This window comes from Phenylobacterium sp. VNQ135, from assembly GCF_049445735.1.
In the GTDB taxonomy this organism is placed as follows: Bacteria; Pseudomonadota; Alphaproteobacteria; order Caulobacterales; family Caulobacteraceae; genus Phenylobacterium.
In genome coordinates this window covers 715,660-731,610 of record NZ_JBMSDS010000002.1, presented here as the reverse complement: position 1 = coordinate 731,610, position 15,951 = coordinate 715,660, and the positions used below count along the sequence as shown (strand labels likewise).

The window sequence follows — 15,951 nt, the reverse complement described above, 5'->3', positions numbered from 1 at the left end:
TCCTTTTGACGACGGGCGATCAAACCCAAAGGGAACTTTGAGAATGAACGCTCCCGTGAACTCGAACCGCAAGGCCGAGCTTCTGGCCAACACCGTCGAGCACGTGGCGATCGACCAGTACGACGCCCGTCCGATCATCGACTCCATGCGCAAGATGAGCTTCACGAGCCGCGACACGGCGCGTGCGGCCGACATCTGGCAGATGTCGCTCGAGGATCAGGACTGTTCGACCTGGCTGACGCTGGCCGGCTCCACCTCGGCCGGCGGCTGCATGCACATCTACCGCGACATGGTGAAGTACGGGATGATCGATGCGATCGTCGCGACCGGCGCCTCGATCGTGGACATGGACTTCTTCGAAGCCCTCGGCTTCAAGCACTACCAGGCCCAGTCCAACGTCGACGACCGCGACCTGCGCGACCTCTACATCGACCGGATCTACGACACCTACATCGACGAGGAAGAGCTGCAGGCCTGCGACGCGACGATCTACGAGATCGCCGAGTCGCTGGAGCCGCGCCCCTACTCCAGCCGCGAGTTCATCTACGAGATGGGCAAGTGGCTGGCGGCGGGCAACGCCAAGAAGCCCGACAGCCTGATCGAGGTGGCGTACCGCGAAGGCGTGCCGATCTTCTGCCCGGCGTTCGTCGACAGCTCGGCGGGCTTCGGGCTGGTGAAGCACCAGGTCGAGCGCATGAAGGCCGGCAAGCCCTACATGACGATCGACGCCATCGCCGACTTCCGCGAGCTGACCGACATCAAGCTGAAGGCGGGCGCGACCGGCCTCTTCATGGTGGGCGGCGGCGTGCCGAAGAACTTCGCGCAGGACACTGTGGTCTGCGCCGAGATCCTCGGCCACGAGGTCGACATGCACAAGTACGCCATCCAGATCACGGTGGCCGACGTGCGCGACGGCGCCTGCTCGTCCTCGACGCTCAAGGAGGCCTGCTCCTGGGGCAAGGTGGACGTGACCTGGGAGCAGATGGTGTTCGCGGAAGCCACCACGGTGGTGCCGCTGATCGCCTCCAACGCCTGGCACCTGGGGGCCTGGAAGGCCCGCAAGCGCCGCCGCTGGAACGACCTCTTCACGAAGTAAGACGAAGGCCCCGGAGAGATCCGGGGCCTTTTTTTCGGATCAGCTCGCCAGGCTGAGCTGCCGGCTGGGCGCGATGTCCGTGAAGTTGGCGATGTCACCCACGACCTCGGCCGCGCGTGGACCGCCCATGCTCTTCTGCAGCGCTTCGGGGCTCTCGAAAACCAGGTTGGCGATGGCGACGTAGGGCGGCTTCGAGCCGTCGGGTCCGGGGAGCCCCTGCAACACCTGGACGGACATGAGGCCGGTGGGGCCGAACGCCTCCTTCACCAGCGGAATGTGGGTGGCGTTGTAATAATCCATGTCGAACTTCCCGCCCTCGGTGGTGGGATACATCACGCTCACGACGATCATCTGGCTTCCTCCGCCCGTTTGCGAGGCGGAGCTAAGCCCGTCTGACGCTCCGGAAGGAAAGCCTCAGTCCTGCGGCAGGATCTGCGGGTTGTAGGCGACTTCCCACAGATGCCCGTCGGGATCCTGGAAGACCCCGCTGTAACCGCCCCAGTTGGTGGCCTCGCCGGGCTTGGTGATGCGCGCGCCGGCCGCAGCGGCGGTCGACAGGACCTCATCCACCTCGGCTGCGCTCCGCACATTGTGCGCGAGCATGAAGTCGGACGGACTGCGGGGCGTGACCTGCACCCTGGAATCGGCCGCAAGCGAGGTGCGGGGCCAGAGCGCCAGCTTCAGACCCGCCTGCAGATCGAAGAACGCCACCGCGCCGTTCTCCAGCTCCTCCCCCACGATGCCCTCGGTCGGGAAGCCCAGGCCGTCGCGATAGAAGGCGACGGCGGCTTCCAGGTCGTCGACGCCCAGGGTGATGAGGGTGACGCGCGGACGCAATTCTCAGCACCCGCTCGTCGAGATGGAGAGCAGGTTGCCGTCCGGGTCACGGAACCAGGCGACCTGCGCGCCGCCAGGTCCAGTCCACACCCCGTCCGCGCCCTGATCCGGCGCCAGGAAGTCGTAGCATTCAAAGACGACGCCGCGCTCGGCCAGCGACGCCGCAGTCCGGCGCACGTCGGCGACCTCCCAGCCGAACACGGTGTGCTGCGAGGGTTGCACGTCGGGCAGGCGGGTGATGCGGACTGTCACGCCGTCCGCCCGGACCACCAGCGCGTAGTCGTCCTGTCGGACGAACTCGAGCCCGAGCACGCCCTCGTAGAACGCACGCGCCGCGGCGTAGTCCGCGGCGCCGATGAAGCCGACCGGCCGTTCACTGCCGAGCATGTGAGCCTCCTATCTGTTCCCGCCGATGAGATCGCCGAGGTCGCCGAGGATCGAGCCTTCGCCCCGGTTCTGCCCGCCCTGGCCGCCGGCCGCTGCGAGCATGCGGCCCGCCAGCCTGGAGAACGGCAGCGACTGCACCCAGACCTTGCCCGGCCCGGTGAGCCTCGCGAAGAAGAGCCCCTCGCCGCCGAAGAACACGCTCTTCACCCCGCCGGCCATGACGAGATCGAAGTCGACGGTCGGCGTATAGGCGGCGAGGCAGCCGGTATCGACGTGGATCTGCTCGCCCGGCGCCAGCTCGCGCTCGACCACCGTGCCGCCCATCTGCACGAAGACCCAGCCGTCGCCTTCCAGGCGCTGCATGATGAAGCCTTCGCCGCCGAACAGGCCGGTCATCACGCGGCGCTGGAACTGGACGCCGATGGAGACCCCCCGGGCGGCGGCCAGGAAGCTGTCCTTCTGGCAGATCAGCGTGCCGCCGATGTCGGCGAGATGCAGGGGCAGGATCGCGCCCGGCGTCGGGGAGGCGAAGGCGACCCGCGCCTTGCCCTGACCCTGGTGGGTGAAGACCGTCGTGAAGAGGCTCTCGCCGGTGATCAGCCGCTTGCCCGCGCCGAGCAGCTTGCCCATGAAGCCCGCGCCCTGGCCGCCCGAGCCGTCGCCGAAGACGGTGGTCATGTCGACGGTCGCGTCCTTCCACACCAGGGCCCCGGCCTCGGCGACGGCGCTTTCGCCGGGATCGAGCTCGATCTCGACGAACTGCAGCTCCTGGCCCTTGATCTCGAAGTCCACATCGTCGGCCACGCCGGCGCTGCGATGGTGGGTCCAGGGACTTGAGGTCATGGCGAGCTCCTTTTGGTTCGCCGGCAATCTACGGCGCCCGCCGACGGCTGGAAGAGGGCTTGGGAAACCGGCCTAGATCCCGGCGTACCACTCGTAGCCGCGGTCCTCCCAGAACCCGCCCTTGCCGCCGTGCAGGTGGGCGAAGCCCTCCACCGCCTCAATCCGCATCACATACTTGGCCTGCTTGTAGCCCAGCTGGCGCTCGACCCGGAGACGCACGGGCGCGCCATGCGGGACAGGCAAGGCGGCGTCGTTCATCTCGTAGGCCAGGATCGTCTGCGGATGGTAGGCGTCCACCAGGTCGATGCTCTCGTAGTAGCGGCCGTCCGGCCCGGCCGCGAGACTGTCGGCGCAGTGGAAGACGAGGTAGCGGGCTTCAGCCTTCAGCCCGGCCTTGTCCAGCAGCGGGCCGAGCTTCGCGCCGGTCCATTTGCCGATGGAAGACCAGCCTTCCACGCAGTCGTGGCGGGTGATCTGGGTGCGCGCGGGCTCGGCGCGCAACTCGGCCAGGGACAGCGCGAGCGGCCGCTCCACCAGCCCATCGATGACTAGTCTGTAGTCGGCGAAGCCTGCGTCCCGCATCGCCACGTACTCGGCGTCCTGGGGGCTGCGCGTGCCGTTCGCCCGGAAGTCGGGCGAGATCATCGAGGCCGGGAATTCGCGCGCCAGCGCGGTGCGGTCGGCGACCGCGCGTTGGACCTGCCGGTTGAGGTTCTCGGCGCTGCCGATGAAGCCCATGAATTTCGTGCTGCGCGTGAGGCGGTCGCAGCCGCTGAGCCAGAGGCCGGCCAGCGTCGCGCCCGCGGCCTGCAGCCAGGTTCGGCGGTTGGCGCTCATGGCCGTTCCTCCACGTCGATGGCGTAGCGGCCGGTGATCATCGAGCGGATGTTGTTCCAGGTCCCCGAGGCCACGACCATGGCCACGTGGAAGATGACGAACAGCACCACCAGGGCGGCCGTGAGGAAGTGGACGCTGCGTGCGCCCTGCCGTCCGCCGAAGAGGTCGATCAGCCCCGGAAGCGCGGCGTTGAAGCCCGGCGACATGCAGAGCCCCGTCACCACCATCAGCGGCAGCAGGACGAAGGCGACGGCCAGGTAGGAGCCTTTCTGCAGCACGTTGTAGGTCCTCGCCGCATCGCCCGTGGGAAAGCGCAGTCGGGCGTGGGCGACCACCTCGTGAAGGATGTGGCGAATCTTCAGCTGCTCCCGCGTCGGCAGCAGGTCGCGGCGCAGATGCCCCCCGAATACCGCCGCGAGCAGGTAGACGAGGCCGTTGATCACGAACAGCCAGGCGAAGAAGAAGTGCCAGCGCCGTCCGCTGGCGAGGTCGCGCCAGCTGGGGATGGTCGACCAGCCCGGGAAGGCCTGGTTCCGGCGATCGCCCTCCACGCCGGTCCAGCCCAGGACCCCCGTGGTGTCGGCATAGCGGTCGCCGATGGTGGTGATCCCACGCGGGCCCTCCGCCGTCTCGACCATCCGGATCGACAGCCAGGGCTCGGCGAAGGTCGACTTGTGGCCCCAGTAGAGCGCCGGGTGGGCGTTGAAGATCTGCAGGCCGCTCATCAGCAGCAGGCTGACCGCCAGCACGTTGAGCCAGTGCGTGATGCGGACGACCGGCCCGTGACGCCGGACCAGGATGGGCTTGCCCTTGGCCATCGACTCTCCCTTCCGCCCCATCCTGCCACAGCGGAGTTACGGCGGCGAACCCCGCCCGGACGCCGGAACATCGGACGAGCGCGGGCGCTTTGGTCCCTGACATCCAGATCGAGGAGACCGCCATGCCCGGCGACGACAACATCCAGAGCGAGGGCCGCCGCGAGAACGCCGCCCAGCCGCTCGACGCGGCCGACAACAAGGGCGGCCCCGAACGCTATCCCGCCGTCCGCCAGGACGACTCCGTCGAAGGCGAGCCGCGCACGTTCGAGGGCGGCAATCCCGCGCCGCGCCAGGGCGCGGGCGACACCACCGCCGTGCCGCCGTCCGCCAACGAGGGGCGGCTGGGGCCCGGCGCCGACCCGGTCGAAGGCAAGCGCTAGCCGCGACGCGCGACGCTTCCTAAGCTTCCCCGCCTGAGGGGCTTGGGGAGTGTTCGCGTGAGCAGGGACGGCGTGGAGGTCTGGCGGGGCAGCGTGGCCGCATGGGAATGCGACCACATGGGCCACATGAACGTCGGCTTCTACGTCGCCAAGGCCAGCGAGGCGCTGGCCGGACTGGCGGCCGAGCTCGGCATGCCACGCGCCTTCGCGCCCGACGCCGGCGCGACCCTGATCGTCAAGGACCAGCACATCCGCTTCCTGAAGGAGGCGCGGCCCGGCGCGGCGCTGCACATGACCGGCGGCGTGATCGAGGTCGGCGAGGACGACGCGCGGCTCGCCTTCCTGCTGCACCATGCCGACGGCGCGCTCGCCGCCAGCTTCCAGACGCTGGTGTCGCACGCCACCGCCGACGACGGCCGTCCCTTTCCGTGGCCGGACCGGGTCCGCCCCCGGCTCGAGGCGCTGCGCATGGACGTGCCGGAAGCGGCCGCCCCCCGTTCGATCGGCCTGGACCCCGTCGAGAGCCAGGCGAGCCTCGCCCGGGCCGACGAACTGGGCGTGAAGCGCACCGCGCTCGGCGCCATACGCCCCGTGGACTGCGACGCCTTCGGACGGATGCGCACCGAGCTGTTGATGGCGCGCATCTCGGACGGCATCCCGCACTTCTTCGAAGGCAAGCGCCCGGGCGCCGGAGACGACCGCAAGATCGGCGGCGCGGCGCTGGAGTACCGGCTGATCCACTTGGACTGGCCGCGCGCGGGGGACCGGGTGGAGCTGCGCTCCGGCTCGGCGGGCGGCGACGCCCGCTTCCGTCGGCTGGTGCACTGGCTGGTCGATCCCACGTCGGGGCGCGCCTGGGGCGCCGCCGAGGCGATCGCCGTCTCGTTCGACCTCGAGACCCGCAAGATCATCACCCTCTCGGACGAGGAGCTCGCCCGGGTGGAGGCGAACGCCGTCAGAGGGCTTTCGCTGTAGCGGCCAGCAGATCCCGGGCCAGGTCCGGCCGCTCCATGGGGAGGAAGTGGGTGGTCCCGGGCGCCGTCTCGATTGCGATCCGGCCGGTGGCGGCGATCTCGGCCTCGTGACCCTCGATCCGGCAGGTGGAGTCCGCCTCGGCCCGCAGGATCCGGATCGGACAGCGGCTGTCGCGGAAGGCGGCGAAGGGGTCGTAGTTGTGGGTGGCGAAGTTGGCCGCCTCCCAGGCCGGCGCGCAGGTCAAGGTCGCCTCGCCTGTCTCCGTCTCGCGGAAGCCGGCCTCCACATAGTCGGCGAGCTGCTCGGGCGGCCAGGTCCTGAAGGCGCCGCGGCCGAGGTAGGCCTCGTAGGCCGCGCGCTTGCTCGCGAACACGGCGCGGCGCCGCAGGGCGCCCTGCACCAGCGGCGACTCCCCCGTGCCGCTGGAGCGTAGCGCGGCGTCGAAGATCACCGGATCGATCAGGCCCAGCGCCCGCACACGATCAGGCGCGTGGGCGGCGGCGAGCAGGCTGGAGGTTCCGCCCATCGAATGGCCCGCGAGCGCCACCGGCGCTTCCGTCGCCGCGTCCAAGAAGGCCAGCAGGTCGTCGCGGAACATGTTCCAGCCGCCGTGCGTGGCCGGGTCGGCGGGAAGCGTGCTCGCGCCGTGGCCCCGCAGGTCGACGGCGAGGATCCGCAGCTCGGTCGCGAGCGGCGCCAGCAGGGTCCGGTAGGTCAGGCCATTGAAGCCATTGGCATGGGAGAAGACGAGGTCGACCGGCCGTTCCGGCGGACCGAAGTCGAGATAGGCCATCTCCCCGCCCCGTGCGGGCAGGGCGCAGCGGCGCTTGCGGGGTTGCTTTTCGACCTTGGCGTCCATCACCGAGCTATAGCCGACCTGTTCCGCGGGCAAAGCGTCACCCAGCGTCAGGCCAGCGCCGGTTGCGGCTCGGGCGCGCGGCGTCCGATCCACAGGGCTGCGGCGCCCGCGGCGAGGCCGAGGACGCCGGCCAGCACGAAAGCCTCCAGGTAGCGGCCCTGGAGGTCGCGGAGGAAGCCGCCCAGGAACGCCGCGGTGGCCGCGCCCGTCTGGTGGCCGACGGCGACCCAGCCGAAGACGATCGGCGCGTTCTTCTCGCCGAAATTCTCGTTGGCCAGCCGCACCGTGGGCGGCACCGTGGCGAGCCAGTCGAGCCCGTAGAACACGGCGAAGATCGACAGGCTGACGGCGTTGAACTCCAGGAACGGCAGGGCCATCAGCGAGAGGCCGCGCAGGGAGTAGTAGACGAACAGCAGCTTGCGCGGGTCGTAGCGGTCGGTGAGCCATCCGGACGCCGTGGTGCCCACCATGTCGAACACGCCCATCAGCGCGAGCAGCATGCCCGCCTGGACCAGCACCAGGCCCTTGTCGCCGCAGAACGAGATCAGGTGCGTGCCGACGAGGCCGTTGGTGGTGAAGCCGCAGACCCAGAAGGTGGCGAACAGCAGCCAGAACGCGGGCGTCCGCACCGCCTGCGCGAGAACCGAGAGCGCCAGCTTGATGCTGTCGGCCGGGCGACCGCGTGGAGCCTCCGGCGGCGCTTCGCGCGCGCCATAGGGCGCCTGGCCGATGTCGGCGGGCTTCTCCGGCATCAGGAAGAGGACGATCGGGATCAGGGCGGCGGACGCCAGGGAGACGGCGATCACCACCGGGCGCCATCCGCCGGCCTGGGCCAGCGCCGCCATGCCCGGCAGGAAGATCAGCGAACCCGTGGCGGTGCTCGCCGACAGCAACCCCATGACCAGGCCTCGCCGTGTCGCGAACCATCGATTGACCACGGCCGCCCCCAGCACCAGCGCCACCGCGCCCGAGCCGAAGCCGGACAGCACGCCCCAGCTCAGCAGGAAGTGCCAGGGCTCGGTCATGAACAGGCTGAGCCCTGTCGAGGCGCTCATCAGGGCGAGGCCAGCGAGCAGCGTGCGTTTCACGCCCAGCGTCTGCATCAGCGCCGCCGCGAACGGGCCCACGAGGCCATAGAGGAAGATGCCGACCGCTGCGGCGACGGAGAGTTGACCGCGCTCCCAGCCAAAGCCCTCGTGCAGCGGTGTCAGCAACACGCCGGGCGCTGAGCGCAGGCCAGCGGCGGCGAGCAGCGCGAGGAAGGTCACCCCGACAACCACCCAGGCGTAGTTCTGGCCGAACGGTCGTCGTAGTGCTATCATGTTACTGACCGGTACGTTGCGACGCTCGAAAGTACGTACCGATCGGTAACATCGTCAAGCCGGACCATGAGCAGATCGTCTGACACCGCTTCCAGAGCCGCTGATCGGATCTTCGACACCGCCCGCGAGCTGTTCTACCGCGAAGGCACGCGCGCGGTCGGGGTGGACGAGATCGTCTCCCGCGCCGGCGCCACGAAGCCGACCCTCTATCGACGCTTCGAGTCGAAGGACCAGCTGATCGCCGCCTACCTGCGCGACCAGGGCGATCATTTCTGGAGCTATTTCGACGCCGCCGCCCGGGCGCATCCGGGCGATCCCCGGGCGCAGGTGCTGGCCTATCTGGATGCGCTCGCCTGCCGGGCCGACATCGCAGGCTACCGCGGATGCGGCCTCACCAACGCCGCCGTCGAATATCCCGACCCGGAGCATCCGGGCCGCCAGGTGGCGGTGGAGCACAAGCAGGAACTGCGCGAGCGGCTGCGCGCCATGACGCGGGAGATCGGCGGGCGGAAACCGGATGAACTCGCCGACGCTTTGCTGTTGCTGATCGAGGGGGTCTTCGTCTCGAGCCAGCTCTTCGGTCCCGGCGGCCCCGCGACGGCGGTGCGAGCCGCGGCCGAGGCCCTGTTCGACGCCGATGCTCCGGAGAGCCGATGACCAGGAAGCCGCTCGCCACCATCGGCTACGAGGCCGCGCCGCAGGCCGCCGTCATCGAGACGCTGAAGCAGGCCGGCGTCGAAGTGCTGATCGACGTCCGCGCCATCGCCGCATCCCGGCGGGCGGGGTTCTCCAAGGGACTGCTGTCGTCGAGCCTGGAAGACGCCGGCATCCAGTACGTGCACCTGCGGGCGTTGGGCACGCCCAAGCCTGGCCGAGACGCCGCGCGCAAGGGCCGCACAGCCGAGATGCGGGCGATCTTCGAAGAACATCTGCAGGAGCCGCAGGCGCAGCTGGAGCTGGCTAAGGCGGTGGAGATCGCCACGGGCAGGAAGGCCGCCCTGCTCTGCTACGAAGCCGAGGCCTGCGGGTGCCACCGGCGCATCGTCGCCGAGCGGATGTGCGAGGCGGTGGAGTTCGAGGTCGAGGACCTCAAGCCCTGAGGACGCCCTAGACCTCCATCTCCGCTCCGGTGAGGTCGCAGCCGGCCATGCGCGCGCCCTTCAGGTCGGCTTCCAGGAAACGCGCCTTGTGGGCCGATGCGCCGCGCAGGTCGACGGCCCGTAGCGCCGCGCGGGTGAAGTCGGTGCGCACGAAACGGCCCGGCGCGATCATCAGCGGACCCATCCTGGCGCCGCGGAGGTCGGCGCGGACGAGCTGCGCGTCGGTGAACTTCGCGCCGCGCAGGTCCGCCTCCCGCAGGTTGGCGCCGCGGAAGTCGCAGCCGGTGAGGTCCGCGCCCTGGAGCTGTGCGCCTTCCAGATCCATGCCGAAGAAGATCGAGTGCGGCGCCGCCAGCGCCGTCAGCTTGCGGCGCTTCAGCGCCTTCAGCGGCCGGAAGTCCACCTGGTCGAGCCGCACCACGGTTCCTCGCGCGCCGTCGCTCTCGCAGTAGGCCTCGTGGTCGGCCAGGACCTCGTCCAGCGAGCGGTCGTCCACATACACGATAGGCGGCGGCGCGCGCAGCACCTCGGACAGGTCCACGTCGTCCAGCCGCGCATGGTCGAGATTGACGCCGGCCAGGACGGCCCGCTTCATCGACGCGCCGGTGAGATCCGCGCCGCCCAGGTCGGCGCCCGACAGGTCGGCGCCGTCCAGCACCGCCCGGGTGAGGCGCGCGCCCGCCAGCACGGCGCCGGCAAGGTTCGCGTCGGTGAAGTCGCTGGCGATGGCCAGGGCGCCGGCCATCTGGGCGCCGGCCAGATTGGCGCCCGAGAGAACCGCATAGTTCAGCTCGCCCGGCCGGTGCTCGTGGCGAAGGATGCGGAAGCCGTCGAGCTTGTCCTGCAGGGCGATGCGGCCCTCGCGCAGGTCGCAGCCGGCCAGTTCGGCGCCGGCGAGGTTGGCGCCGCGGAGGCAGGCGCCGCGAAGATCGGCCCGCTTGAGGTTCGCGCCGCGCAGGTCCACCTCGCGCAGGTCGGCGCCGAACAGGATGGCGCGGGCCATGTTCGCGCGCGCCAGCATCGCGCCTTCGAGCTTCGCGCCGGCGAGGTCGGCGTCGCGCAGGTCGACGCCCTCAAGGGAGCAGTTGGAGAGGTCGCCATAGGGCAGCGAAAACCGCCGCCCGCCGGACCGGCCGGCGAGGTAGCGCTGGTGCGCCTCCAGCGCCTCCTTCAGCGTCTGGGCGTCGATCGCCAGATGGTGCTGTTGCGCTTGGCTCGGCATGGGACCTTCGGGGAGGACCATGCTCACCCCGCGCTTAAGGAACGGTTGCGCGACAACCCTAAGGGACGGTTACAGCCAGCCGCGGCGCTTGAACCACAGGATCGGCAACACCGCCGACAGCACCATCATCACGACGGCGAACGGGTAGCCGAACGGCCAGTGCAGTTCAGGCATGTGATCGAAGTTCATCCCATAGATCGAGGCCACCAGCGTGGGCGGCAGGAACACCACGGCGACGACGGAGAAGAACTTGATGATCCCGTTCTGCTCGATGTTGATCAGGCCCAGGGCCGCGTCCAGCAGGAAGGAGACGTGGCTGGACTGGTAGCTGGCCTGCTCGGTCAGCGACTGGACGTCCCGCTGCAGCGACTCGAGGTGCGTCCGGCATTCCGGGTCGCCGGCGATCTCGCCGGCCAGCATGGCGAAGCTCAGCAGCCGGGCCAGGCTGACCAGGCTGGTGCGCGTGAGGGAGGTCACGGACTGGGCGTGCGCGAGCTGGGTCATCAGGGGACGGAAGTTGCCGCTCTGGGGCCGCTCGAAGATGGCCTTGGAGCCCAGCTCGACCTGCGCACCGGCCTCGCCGAGGATCTCGCTCAGCCGCTCGGCGATCGCGTCCAGCAGGCCGAGGAATGTGGCGACCGGCGAGGCGGCGCTCTGCGGCGCATGCTCGCCGAACAACTCGAACGCGCGCAGCGTGTGGTAGCGGATGGTGACCAGAACGCCCTTGCCCAGCACGAAGGTGACCGGCGTGCCGATGGGCATCAGCTCGGTGCTCTTCGCCAGCAGGGTGGCGGTCATGAAGGTGGCTCCGCCTTCCTGATAGAGCCGGCTGGACGGCTCCAGCGCCTTCATCTCCTCCAGCGTCGGCAGGTCCACCCCCAGGGCGCTCTCGACCGCGAGTTCTTCCTCGCGGGTCGGCTGGCAGAGGTCGATCCACACGGTGTCGGGTGGTGGCCGCCAGCCGGCGTCGAGGACATGCACTTCGCAAGCGGGCGCGCCGCGCCGCAACACCTTCAGCATGCCGCCTCCTTCGAACGCCGCTTCGCCGCAAGGCGCTTGTGCGGGCGCTGCGGTGAAACGGTCAAGCCGCCGGGAGGATCAGTTTCCGGGCGTGTCGCCGCGGGTCGCCGCCGCGATGAGGGCGGCGATCTTGTCGGTGGAGTCGGCCGCCTGGCTCAGCACGCCCATGGGGCCCGCGCCCGGACGAACGGCCGCGCCCATCTGGCTGGCCGCCGACTGGGCGACAGCGATCATGCCGTTCTGCACCTTCGAAAGGCCAGACGCCGCCATGACCCTGGCGGTCGCGTCGGGATAGATGAAGCCGTGGGTCGGATAGGTCGATCCGCCCAGGTCCTTCGTCGGATCGTACCAGACCTTGACCTGGCTCCAGTCGCCGTCGGCCGAGACGTCGACGACGGTGACGTCCTTCTCGACCTTGCCGCGCGAGCCTTCGATCGGCGACCAGTTGGCGTGGGTGATCTGGACGACCCGCTCGGTCAGCACCTGGCTCACCACGGCCACGTGGCCCAGACGCATTCGCGAGGTCGGCTTGAAGCACAGCACCGCGCCCGCGCGCGGCTGGAAGCCGGTCTCATACTTGCCGGACGCCTGCTGCCACCAGGTGCGCGCGTCGCCGAAAATCTGGATGCCCGAGATCAGCCGCGCAAACGGGACGCACTGCCAATAGGTGTCGGCGATAGCCCCGGCGGGCGCGAAGGCCACGAAGGCCGCGGCGGCCAGGGAACCCACGAGGGTCCTCGTCCGTTTAGCCATGTTCCGGTTACTCCCCGACGCTGGGCGAAGGGATAACCCTATCCGCACTTGAGTGAAAAGAGGGTTTACGCGGGTGCAAGGCCGCGCACCGCGCCTTTATCCACAGGATGTTCGCGCGCGGTGGATGGCTGATCCGGCCACATTCCGGACATGGTGGGTTCTCACGCCATTCATATTCATGAATTTAAGCATGCTATGCCGACAGATCGGATATCGGCTCCGTATTTAAGCTGTCGAACATTGATCGGTTCATCTCCGACGTCTTTGCTTTGTCGACGCTATTCATCGCTCGACGATCTGAAACAATGCGAAACAAGAGCTCGGTCGCCCCGAGCGCATTGCTTTTCGGTAATGTCCGGCGGAAGAGGCCGACACTTCACCAAGGCGTGCCGAAAGGCGTCGGGCGACAGAAAATCGATCATGCCTGCCCGCGCGATGAGCAGGGCTAGGCGCGGCCCGCCGATGCGCTATCTAGCTTGGCAGGAAACTGGGAGAGCTTCATGGACATCGCCGCTCTGCTGAGCGACCCGGCCGCATGGGCCGCCCTCATCACCCTCATCGTGATGGAAGTGGTGCTGGGGATCGACAACCTGATCTTCATCTCCATCCTCTCGAACAAGCTGCCAGAGCACCAGCGCGCCAAGGCGCGGCGCATCGGCATCACCCTGGCGCTGGTGATGCGTCTGGCCCTCCTCTCCACCCTCGCCTTCATCGTTGGCCTGGTGCAGCCCGTCTTCTCGTTGCCGTGGCAGGGACCGCTCGACAGCCACGGTCAGCCGATGTGGGAGCTGAACTTCTCCTGGCGCGACCTCATCCTGATCGCCGGGGGCCTGTTCCTGGTCTGGAAGGCGACCACCGAGATCCACGAGAAGGTCGAGCCCGGCGACGGCCACGGCGTGATGGACACGGGCGGCAAGGTGGTCACGAACATGGGTTCGGCGATCTTCCAGATCCTGCTGCTGGACCTGGTGTTCTCGATCGACTCGATCCTGACCGCCGTCGGCATGACCGACCACCTGCCGATCATGTTCACGGCCGTGATCGTCACGGTGGCCCTGATGCTGGTGGCGGCCAATCCGCTGGCCAACTTCATCAACAACAACCCGACCGTGGTGATGCTCGCGCTGGGCTTCCTGCTGATGATCGGCGCCGTGCTGATCGCCGACGGCTTCGGCTTCCACGTGCCCAAGGGCTACATCTACGCGGCCATGGCGTTCTCAGCCGGCGTGGAGGCCCTGAACATGCTGGCCCGCAAGGCCGGCGCGAAGAAGGCTCCGCCCGGCGAGACGAAGCACTGAGCGCCCGCGCTCAGAGGAAGCTGTACGGATCGATGTCGATGGCCACTCGGATCTGCCCGGGTGGCCTGACGCGGGCTCGCCACGCGGCCATGTAGGCCGAAAGGTCCACCCCGCGGTCCGCGCGGACCAGGAACCGCTTTCGCCTGCGGCCCCGCACCAGGCCCAGCGGCGCGTCGGCCGGACCGTACACTTCCACGCCCGGCGTGTTCGGGGCGGCCTGAGCCATGGTCTGCATGAAGGCTTCGAGCTGGGCGGCGTCCGGGCCCGAGGCGATCACCGCCGCCAGCCGCCCGAACGGCGGCAGTCCGGCGAGTTCGCGTTCGGCCATCTCGGCCTCGACGAAGGCGTCCCGATCCTGAGCCTGCAGGGCCTGCATGACGGGATGGTCCGGCGCATAGGTCTGCAGCAGGGCGCGGCCCGGTCGATCCTTACGCCCCGCGCGGCCGGTCGCCTGGGCCAGAAGCTGGTAGGTGCGCTCGGCCGCCCGCAGGTCCCCGCCGCGCAGGCCGAGATCCGCGTCGACCACGCCCACCAGCGTGAGCTTGGGGAAGTTGTGCCCCTTCGCCGCCGCCTGGGTGGCGACCAGGATGTCGATCTCGCCTGCGGCCATGCTCTCCACGAGCCGCCGGGCCTCGCGGGCGTCGAACACGGTGTCGGACGAGAAGACGGCGATGCGTGCTTCCGGAAAGAGATGCCTCGCCTCCTCCTCGACGCGTTCCACGCCCGGGCCGATCGAGACCAGGCTGTCCTTGGCCCCGCAGTGGGGGCAGGCCGCCGGCTTCGGCATGGAGAAGCCGGTGAGGTGGCAGACGAGCCGTCCGGAGTAGCGATGCTCGACCAGCCAGGAGTCCGTATCCGGCGCCGTCATCCGCTCGCCGCAGGCCTTGCACAACACCAGCGGCGCGTAGCCCCGGCGGTTCAGGAACAGCAGCGTCTGCTCGCCGCGCCCGTAGGTTTCGCGCATCGCGGCGACCAGCGGCGGCGACAGCCAGCGTCCCGCCTCCGGCGGCGTCTCGCGCAGATCGATCAGCGCGATGTCCGGAAGCTGGGCCGCACCGTGCCGGGCGGACAGCCGGAGCCAGCGATAGCGGCCGGCCTCGGCATTGCGCAGGCTCTCCAGCGAGGGCGTCGCCGAGGCGAGGATCACCGCCGCGCCCTCGATCTTGCCCCTGGCGACGGCAAGGTCGCGGGCCTGGTAGATGAAGCCGTCCTCCTGCTTGAACGAGCTGTCGTGCTCCTCGTCGACGACGATCAGGGCCAGCTTGCGGAACGGCAGGAACAGGGCCGAGCGGGCGCCGACCACGATGCGGCAGTCGCCGGCCGCCACCGCCTCCCACACACGCCGCCGCGCCGGCGGGGCCACGTCGGAGTGCCACTCCCCGGGTCGGGCCCCGAAGCGCTGGGTCACCCTTGCGATCACCGCCTGGGTCAGCGCGATCTCGGGCAGCAGGATCAGCACCTGGGCGTCGGGGTCGGACGCCAGCGCGGCCGCGGCGGCCTCCAGATAGACCTCGGTCTTGCCCGAGCCGGTCACGCCGTCCAGCAGGGCCACGTCGAACTTGCCGGCCCGCGCCATCTCCGCCAGGACGGCGGCGGCGGCGGCCTGGCTCGGGTTGAGATGCGAACCCTTGCGGCTGGCGTCCGGCGGCTGGAAGCCCGTATCGGGCGTCACCAGCCGCTCGGCCAGGCAGCCCTCGTCCACCAGGCCCTTCACCACACCCGCCGACACCCCCGCGGCGCGGGCGAGATCGGGGCCCGACATCGGCCCCGCGGCCGCGGCCTCGAGCACCCTGGCCCGCGCCGGCGTCGACCGCCCCGGCGCCAGGCCCGTGGCCTCCAGGACCCGCGTGGGTTTCGCCTTCGGCGCACGGGCGCCGCGGAGCGCGATGGCCAGCGGCGCGCCGGGGACATCGACGGCATAGCGCGCCGCCCATTGCACGAACTCGACGGTTCCGTAGGGGAGGCGCGGCTCGTCCAGCCGCTCGGCCACGGACTTGAGCGGGCGGTTGCCGCCGGTCCCGTCGCGCAGCGCGGTGACGACGCCCCGGATCAGCCGTGGTCCCAACGGCACCGCCACCTGGTCGCCCAGGCCGAGGTCCATGCCCTCCGGCTCTTCGTAATCGAAGGCCTCCGGCAACGGCATGGGGATCAGGACGGAGGCGATGCGGCTCATCGGGGGTTCGCTCAACCCCTCTTGGCCGCTA

Annotated in this window: 18 protein-coding genes; 6 read left to right on the top strand and 12 right to left on the bottom strand. The window is 69.6% G+C overall.

The window, feature by feature from the left end; translation table 11 throughout:
- Positions 1–43 precede the first annotated feature (43 nt).
- On the top strand, positions 44–1,096 hold the full coding sequence (locus ACO2Q0_RS09425) for a 1,9-bis(guanidino)-5-aza-nonane synthase (protein ID WP_423351237.1): 1,053 nt from the start codon (positions 44–46) through the stop codon (positions 1,094–1,096).
- A gap of 39 nt (positions 1,097–1,135) precedes the next feature.
- Here ACO2Q0_RS09425 and ACO2Q0_RS09420 read toward each other — a convergent pair whose 3' ends face one another.
- From ACO2Q0_RS09420 to ACO2Q0_RS09395, 6 genes are all read right to left on the bottom strand, one after another.
- Complete coding sequence (locus ACO2Q0_RS09420) at positions 1,136–1,447, bottom strand: EthD family reductase (protein ID WP_423351236.1); 312 nt, start codon at positions 1,445–1,447, stop codon at positions 1,136–1,138.
- A 63-nt stretch (positions 1,448–1,510) separates the two neighbouring features.
- The gene (locus tag ACO2Q0_RS09415; protein ID WP_423351235.1) at positions 1,511–1,933 is read right to left on the bottom strand and encodes a VOC family protein; all 423 of its coding nucleotides are present in this window, start codon (positions 1,931–1,933) and stop codon (positions 1,511–1,513) included.
- Positions 1,934–1,936: 3 nt separating this feature from the next.
- Positions 1,937–2,320, bottom strand: a complete 384-nt coding sequence (locus tag ACO2Q0_RS09410; RefSeq protein ID WP_423351234.1) for a VOC family protein — start codon at positions 2,318–2,320, stop codon at positions 1,937–1,939.
- Between the two features lie 9 nt (positions 2,321–2,329).
- Complete coding sequence (locus tag ACO2Q0_RS09405) at positions 2,330–3,163, bottom strand: TIGR00266 family protein (protein WP_423351233.1); 834 nt, start codon at positions 3,161–3,163, stop codon at positions 2,330–2,332.
- A gap of 72 nt (positions 3,164–3,235) precedes the next feature.
- On the bottom strand, positions 3,236–4,000 hold the full coding sequence (locus tag ACO2Q0_RS09400; protein WP_423351232.1) for a molybdopterin-binding protein: 765 nt from the start codon (positions 3,998–4,000) through the stop codon (positions 3,236–3,238).
- Complete coding sequence (locus ACO2Q0_RS09395) at positions 3,997–4,818, bottom strand: cytochrome b/b6 domain-containing protein (protein ID WP_423351231.1); 822 nt, start codon at positions 4,816–4,818, stop codon at positions 3,997–3,999. The genes ACO2Q0_RS09400 and ACO2Q0_RS09395 overlap by 4 nt, the downstream gene beginning before the upstream one ends.
- A gap of 122 nt (positions 4,819–4,940) precedes the next feature.
- On the opposite strand from ACO2Q0_RS09395, the gene ACO2Q0_RS09390 reads away from it, so the two are divergent.
- Positions 4,941–5,198, top strand: coding sequence for a hypothetical protein (locus ACO2Q0_RS09390; RefSeq protein ID WP_423351230.1), 258 nt, complete (start codon positions 4,941–4,943; stop codon positions 5,196–5,198).
- Positions 5,199–5,255: 57 nt separating this feature from the next.
- Positions 5,256–6,173, top strand: coding sequence for a thioesterase family protein (locus ACO2Q0_RS09385; protein WP_423351229.1), 918 nt, complete (start codon positions 5,256–5,258; stop codon positions 6,171–6,173).
- Here ACO2Q0_RS09385 and ACO2Q0_RS09380 read toward each other — a convergent pair.
- Together ACO2Q0_RS09380 and ACO2Q0_RS09375 are read right to left on the bottom strand one after the other, a co-directional pair.
- On the bottom strand, positions 6,154–7,032 hold the full coding sequence (locus tag ACO2Q0_RS09380) for an alpha/beta fold hydrolase (protein WP_423351228.1): 879 nt from the start codon (positions 7,030–7,032) through the stop codon (positions 6,154–6,156). The two genes, ACO2Q0_RS09385 and ACO2Q0_RS09380, sit on opposite strands and share 20 nt — an antisense overlap.
- Before the next feature lie 47 nt (positions 7,033–7,079).
- Positions 7,080–8,354, bottom strand: a complete 1,275-nt coding sequence (locus ACO2Q0_RS09375) for an MFS transporter (RefSeq protein WP_423351227.1) — start codon at positions 8,352–8,354, stop codon at positions 7,080–7,082.
- A gap of 66 nt (positions 8,355–8,420) precedes the next feature.
- Between ACO2Q0_RS09375 and ACO2Q0_RS09370 the strand changes: the two genes are divergently transcribed.
- Positions 8,421–9,011, top strand: a complete 591-nt coding sequence (locus tag ACO2Q0_RS09370; RefSeq protein ID WP_423351226.1) for a TetR/AcrR family transcriptional regulator — start codon at positions 8,421–8,423, stop codon at positions 9,009–9,011.
- Positions 9,008–9,454, top strand: a complete 447-nt coding sequence (locus ACO2Q0_RS09365; protein WP_423351225.1) for a DUF488 family protein — start codon at positions 9,008–9,010, stop codon at positions 9,452–9,454. Before ACO2Q0_RS09370 ends, ACO2Q0_RS09365 begins: the two co-directional genes overlap by 4 nt.
- A gap of 7 nt (positions 9,455–9,461) precedes the next feature.
- Here the strand turns inward: ACO2Q0_RS09365 and ACO2Q0_RS09360 are convergent, their stop codons facing one another.
- From ACO2Q0_RS09360 to ACO2Q0_RS09350, 3 genes are all read right to left on the bottom strand, one after another.
- On the bottom strand, positions 9,462–10,697 hold the full coding sequence (locus tag ACO2Q0_RS09360; RefSeq protein ID WP_423351224.1) for a pentapeptide repeat-containing protein: 1,236 nt from the start codon (positions 10,695–10,697) through the stop codon (positions 9,462–9,464).
- Between the two features lie 48 nt (positions 10,698–10,745).
- Positions 10,746–11,696: a magnesium transporter CorA family protein gene (locus ACO2Q0_RS09355; protein WP_423351223.1), complete on the bottom strand. Its 951-nt coding sequence runs from the start codon at positions 11,694–11,696 to the stop codon at positions 10,746–10,748.
- A gap of 78 nt (positions 11,697–11,774) precedes the next feature.
- Positions 11,775–12,449: a CHAP domain-containing protein gene (locus tag ACO2Q0_RS09350; RefSeq protein ID WP_423351222.1), complete on the bottom strand. Its 675-nt coding sequence runs from the start codon at positions 12,447–12,449 to the stop codon at positions 11,775–11,777.
- 500 nt (positions 12,450–12,949) lie between these two features.
- Between ACO2Q0_RS09350 and ACO2Q0_RS09345 the strand changes: the two genes are divergently transcribed.
- A complete protein-coding gene (locus ACO2Q0_RS09345; protein ID WP_423351221.1) occupies positions 12,950–13,747 on the top strand; it encodes a TerC family protein in 798 nt (265 codons plus the stop codon).
- Between the two features lie 10 nt (positions 13,748–13,757).
- Here ACO2Q0_RS09345 and ACO2Q0_RS09340 read toward each other — a convergent pair whose 3' ends face one another.
- The gene (locus ACO2Q0_RS09340; RefSeq protein ID WP_423351220.1) at positions 13,758–15,920 is read right to left on the bottom strand and encodes a primosomal protein N'; all 2,163 of its coding nucleotides are present in this window, start codon (positions 15,918–15,920) and stop codon (positions 13,758–13,760) included.
- Between the last annotated feature and the right edge of the window lie 31 nt (positions 15,921–15,951).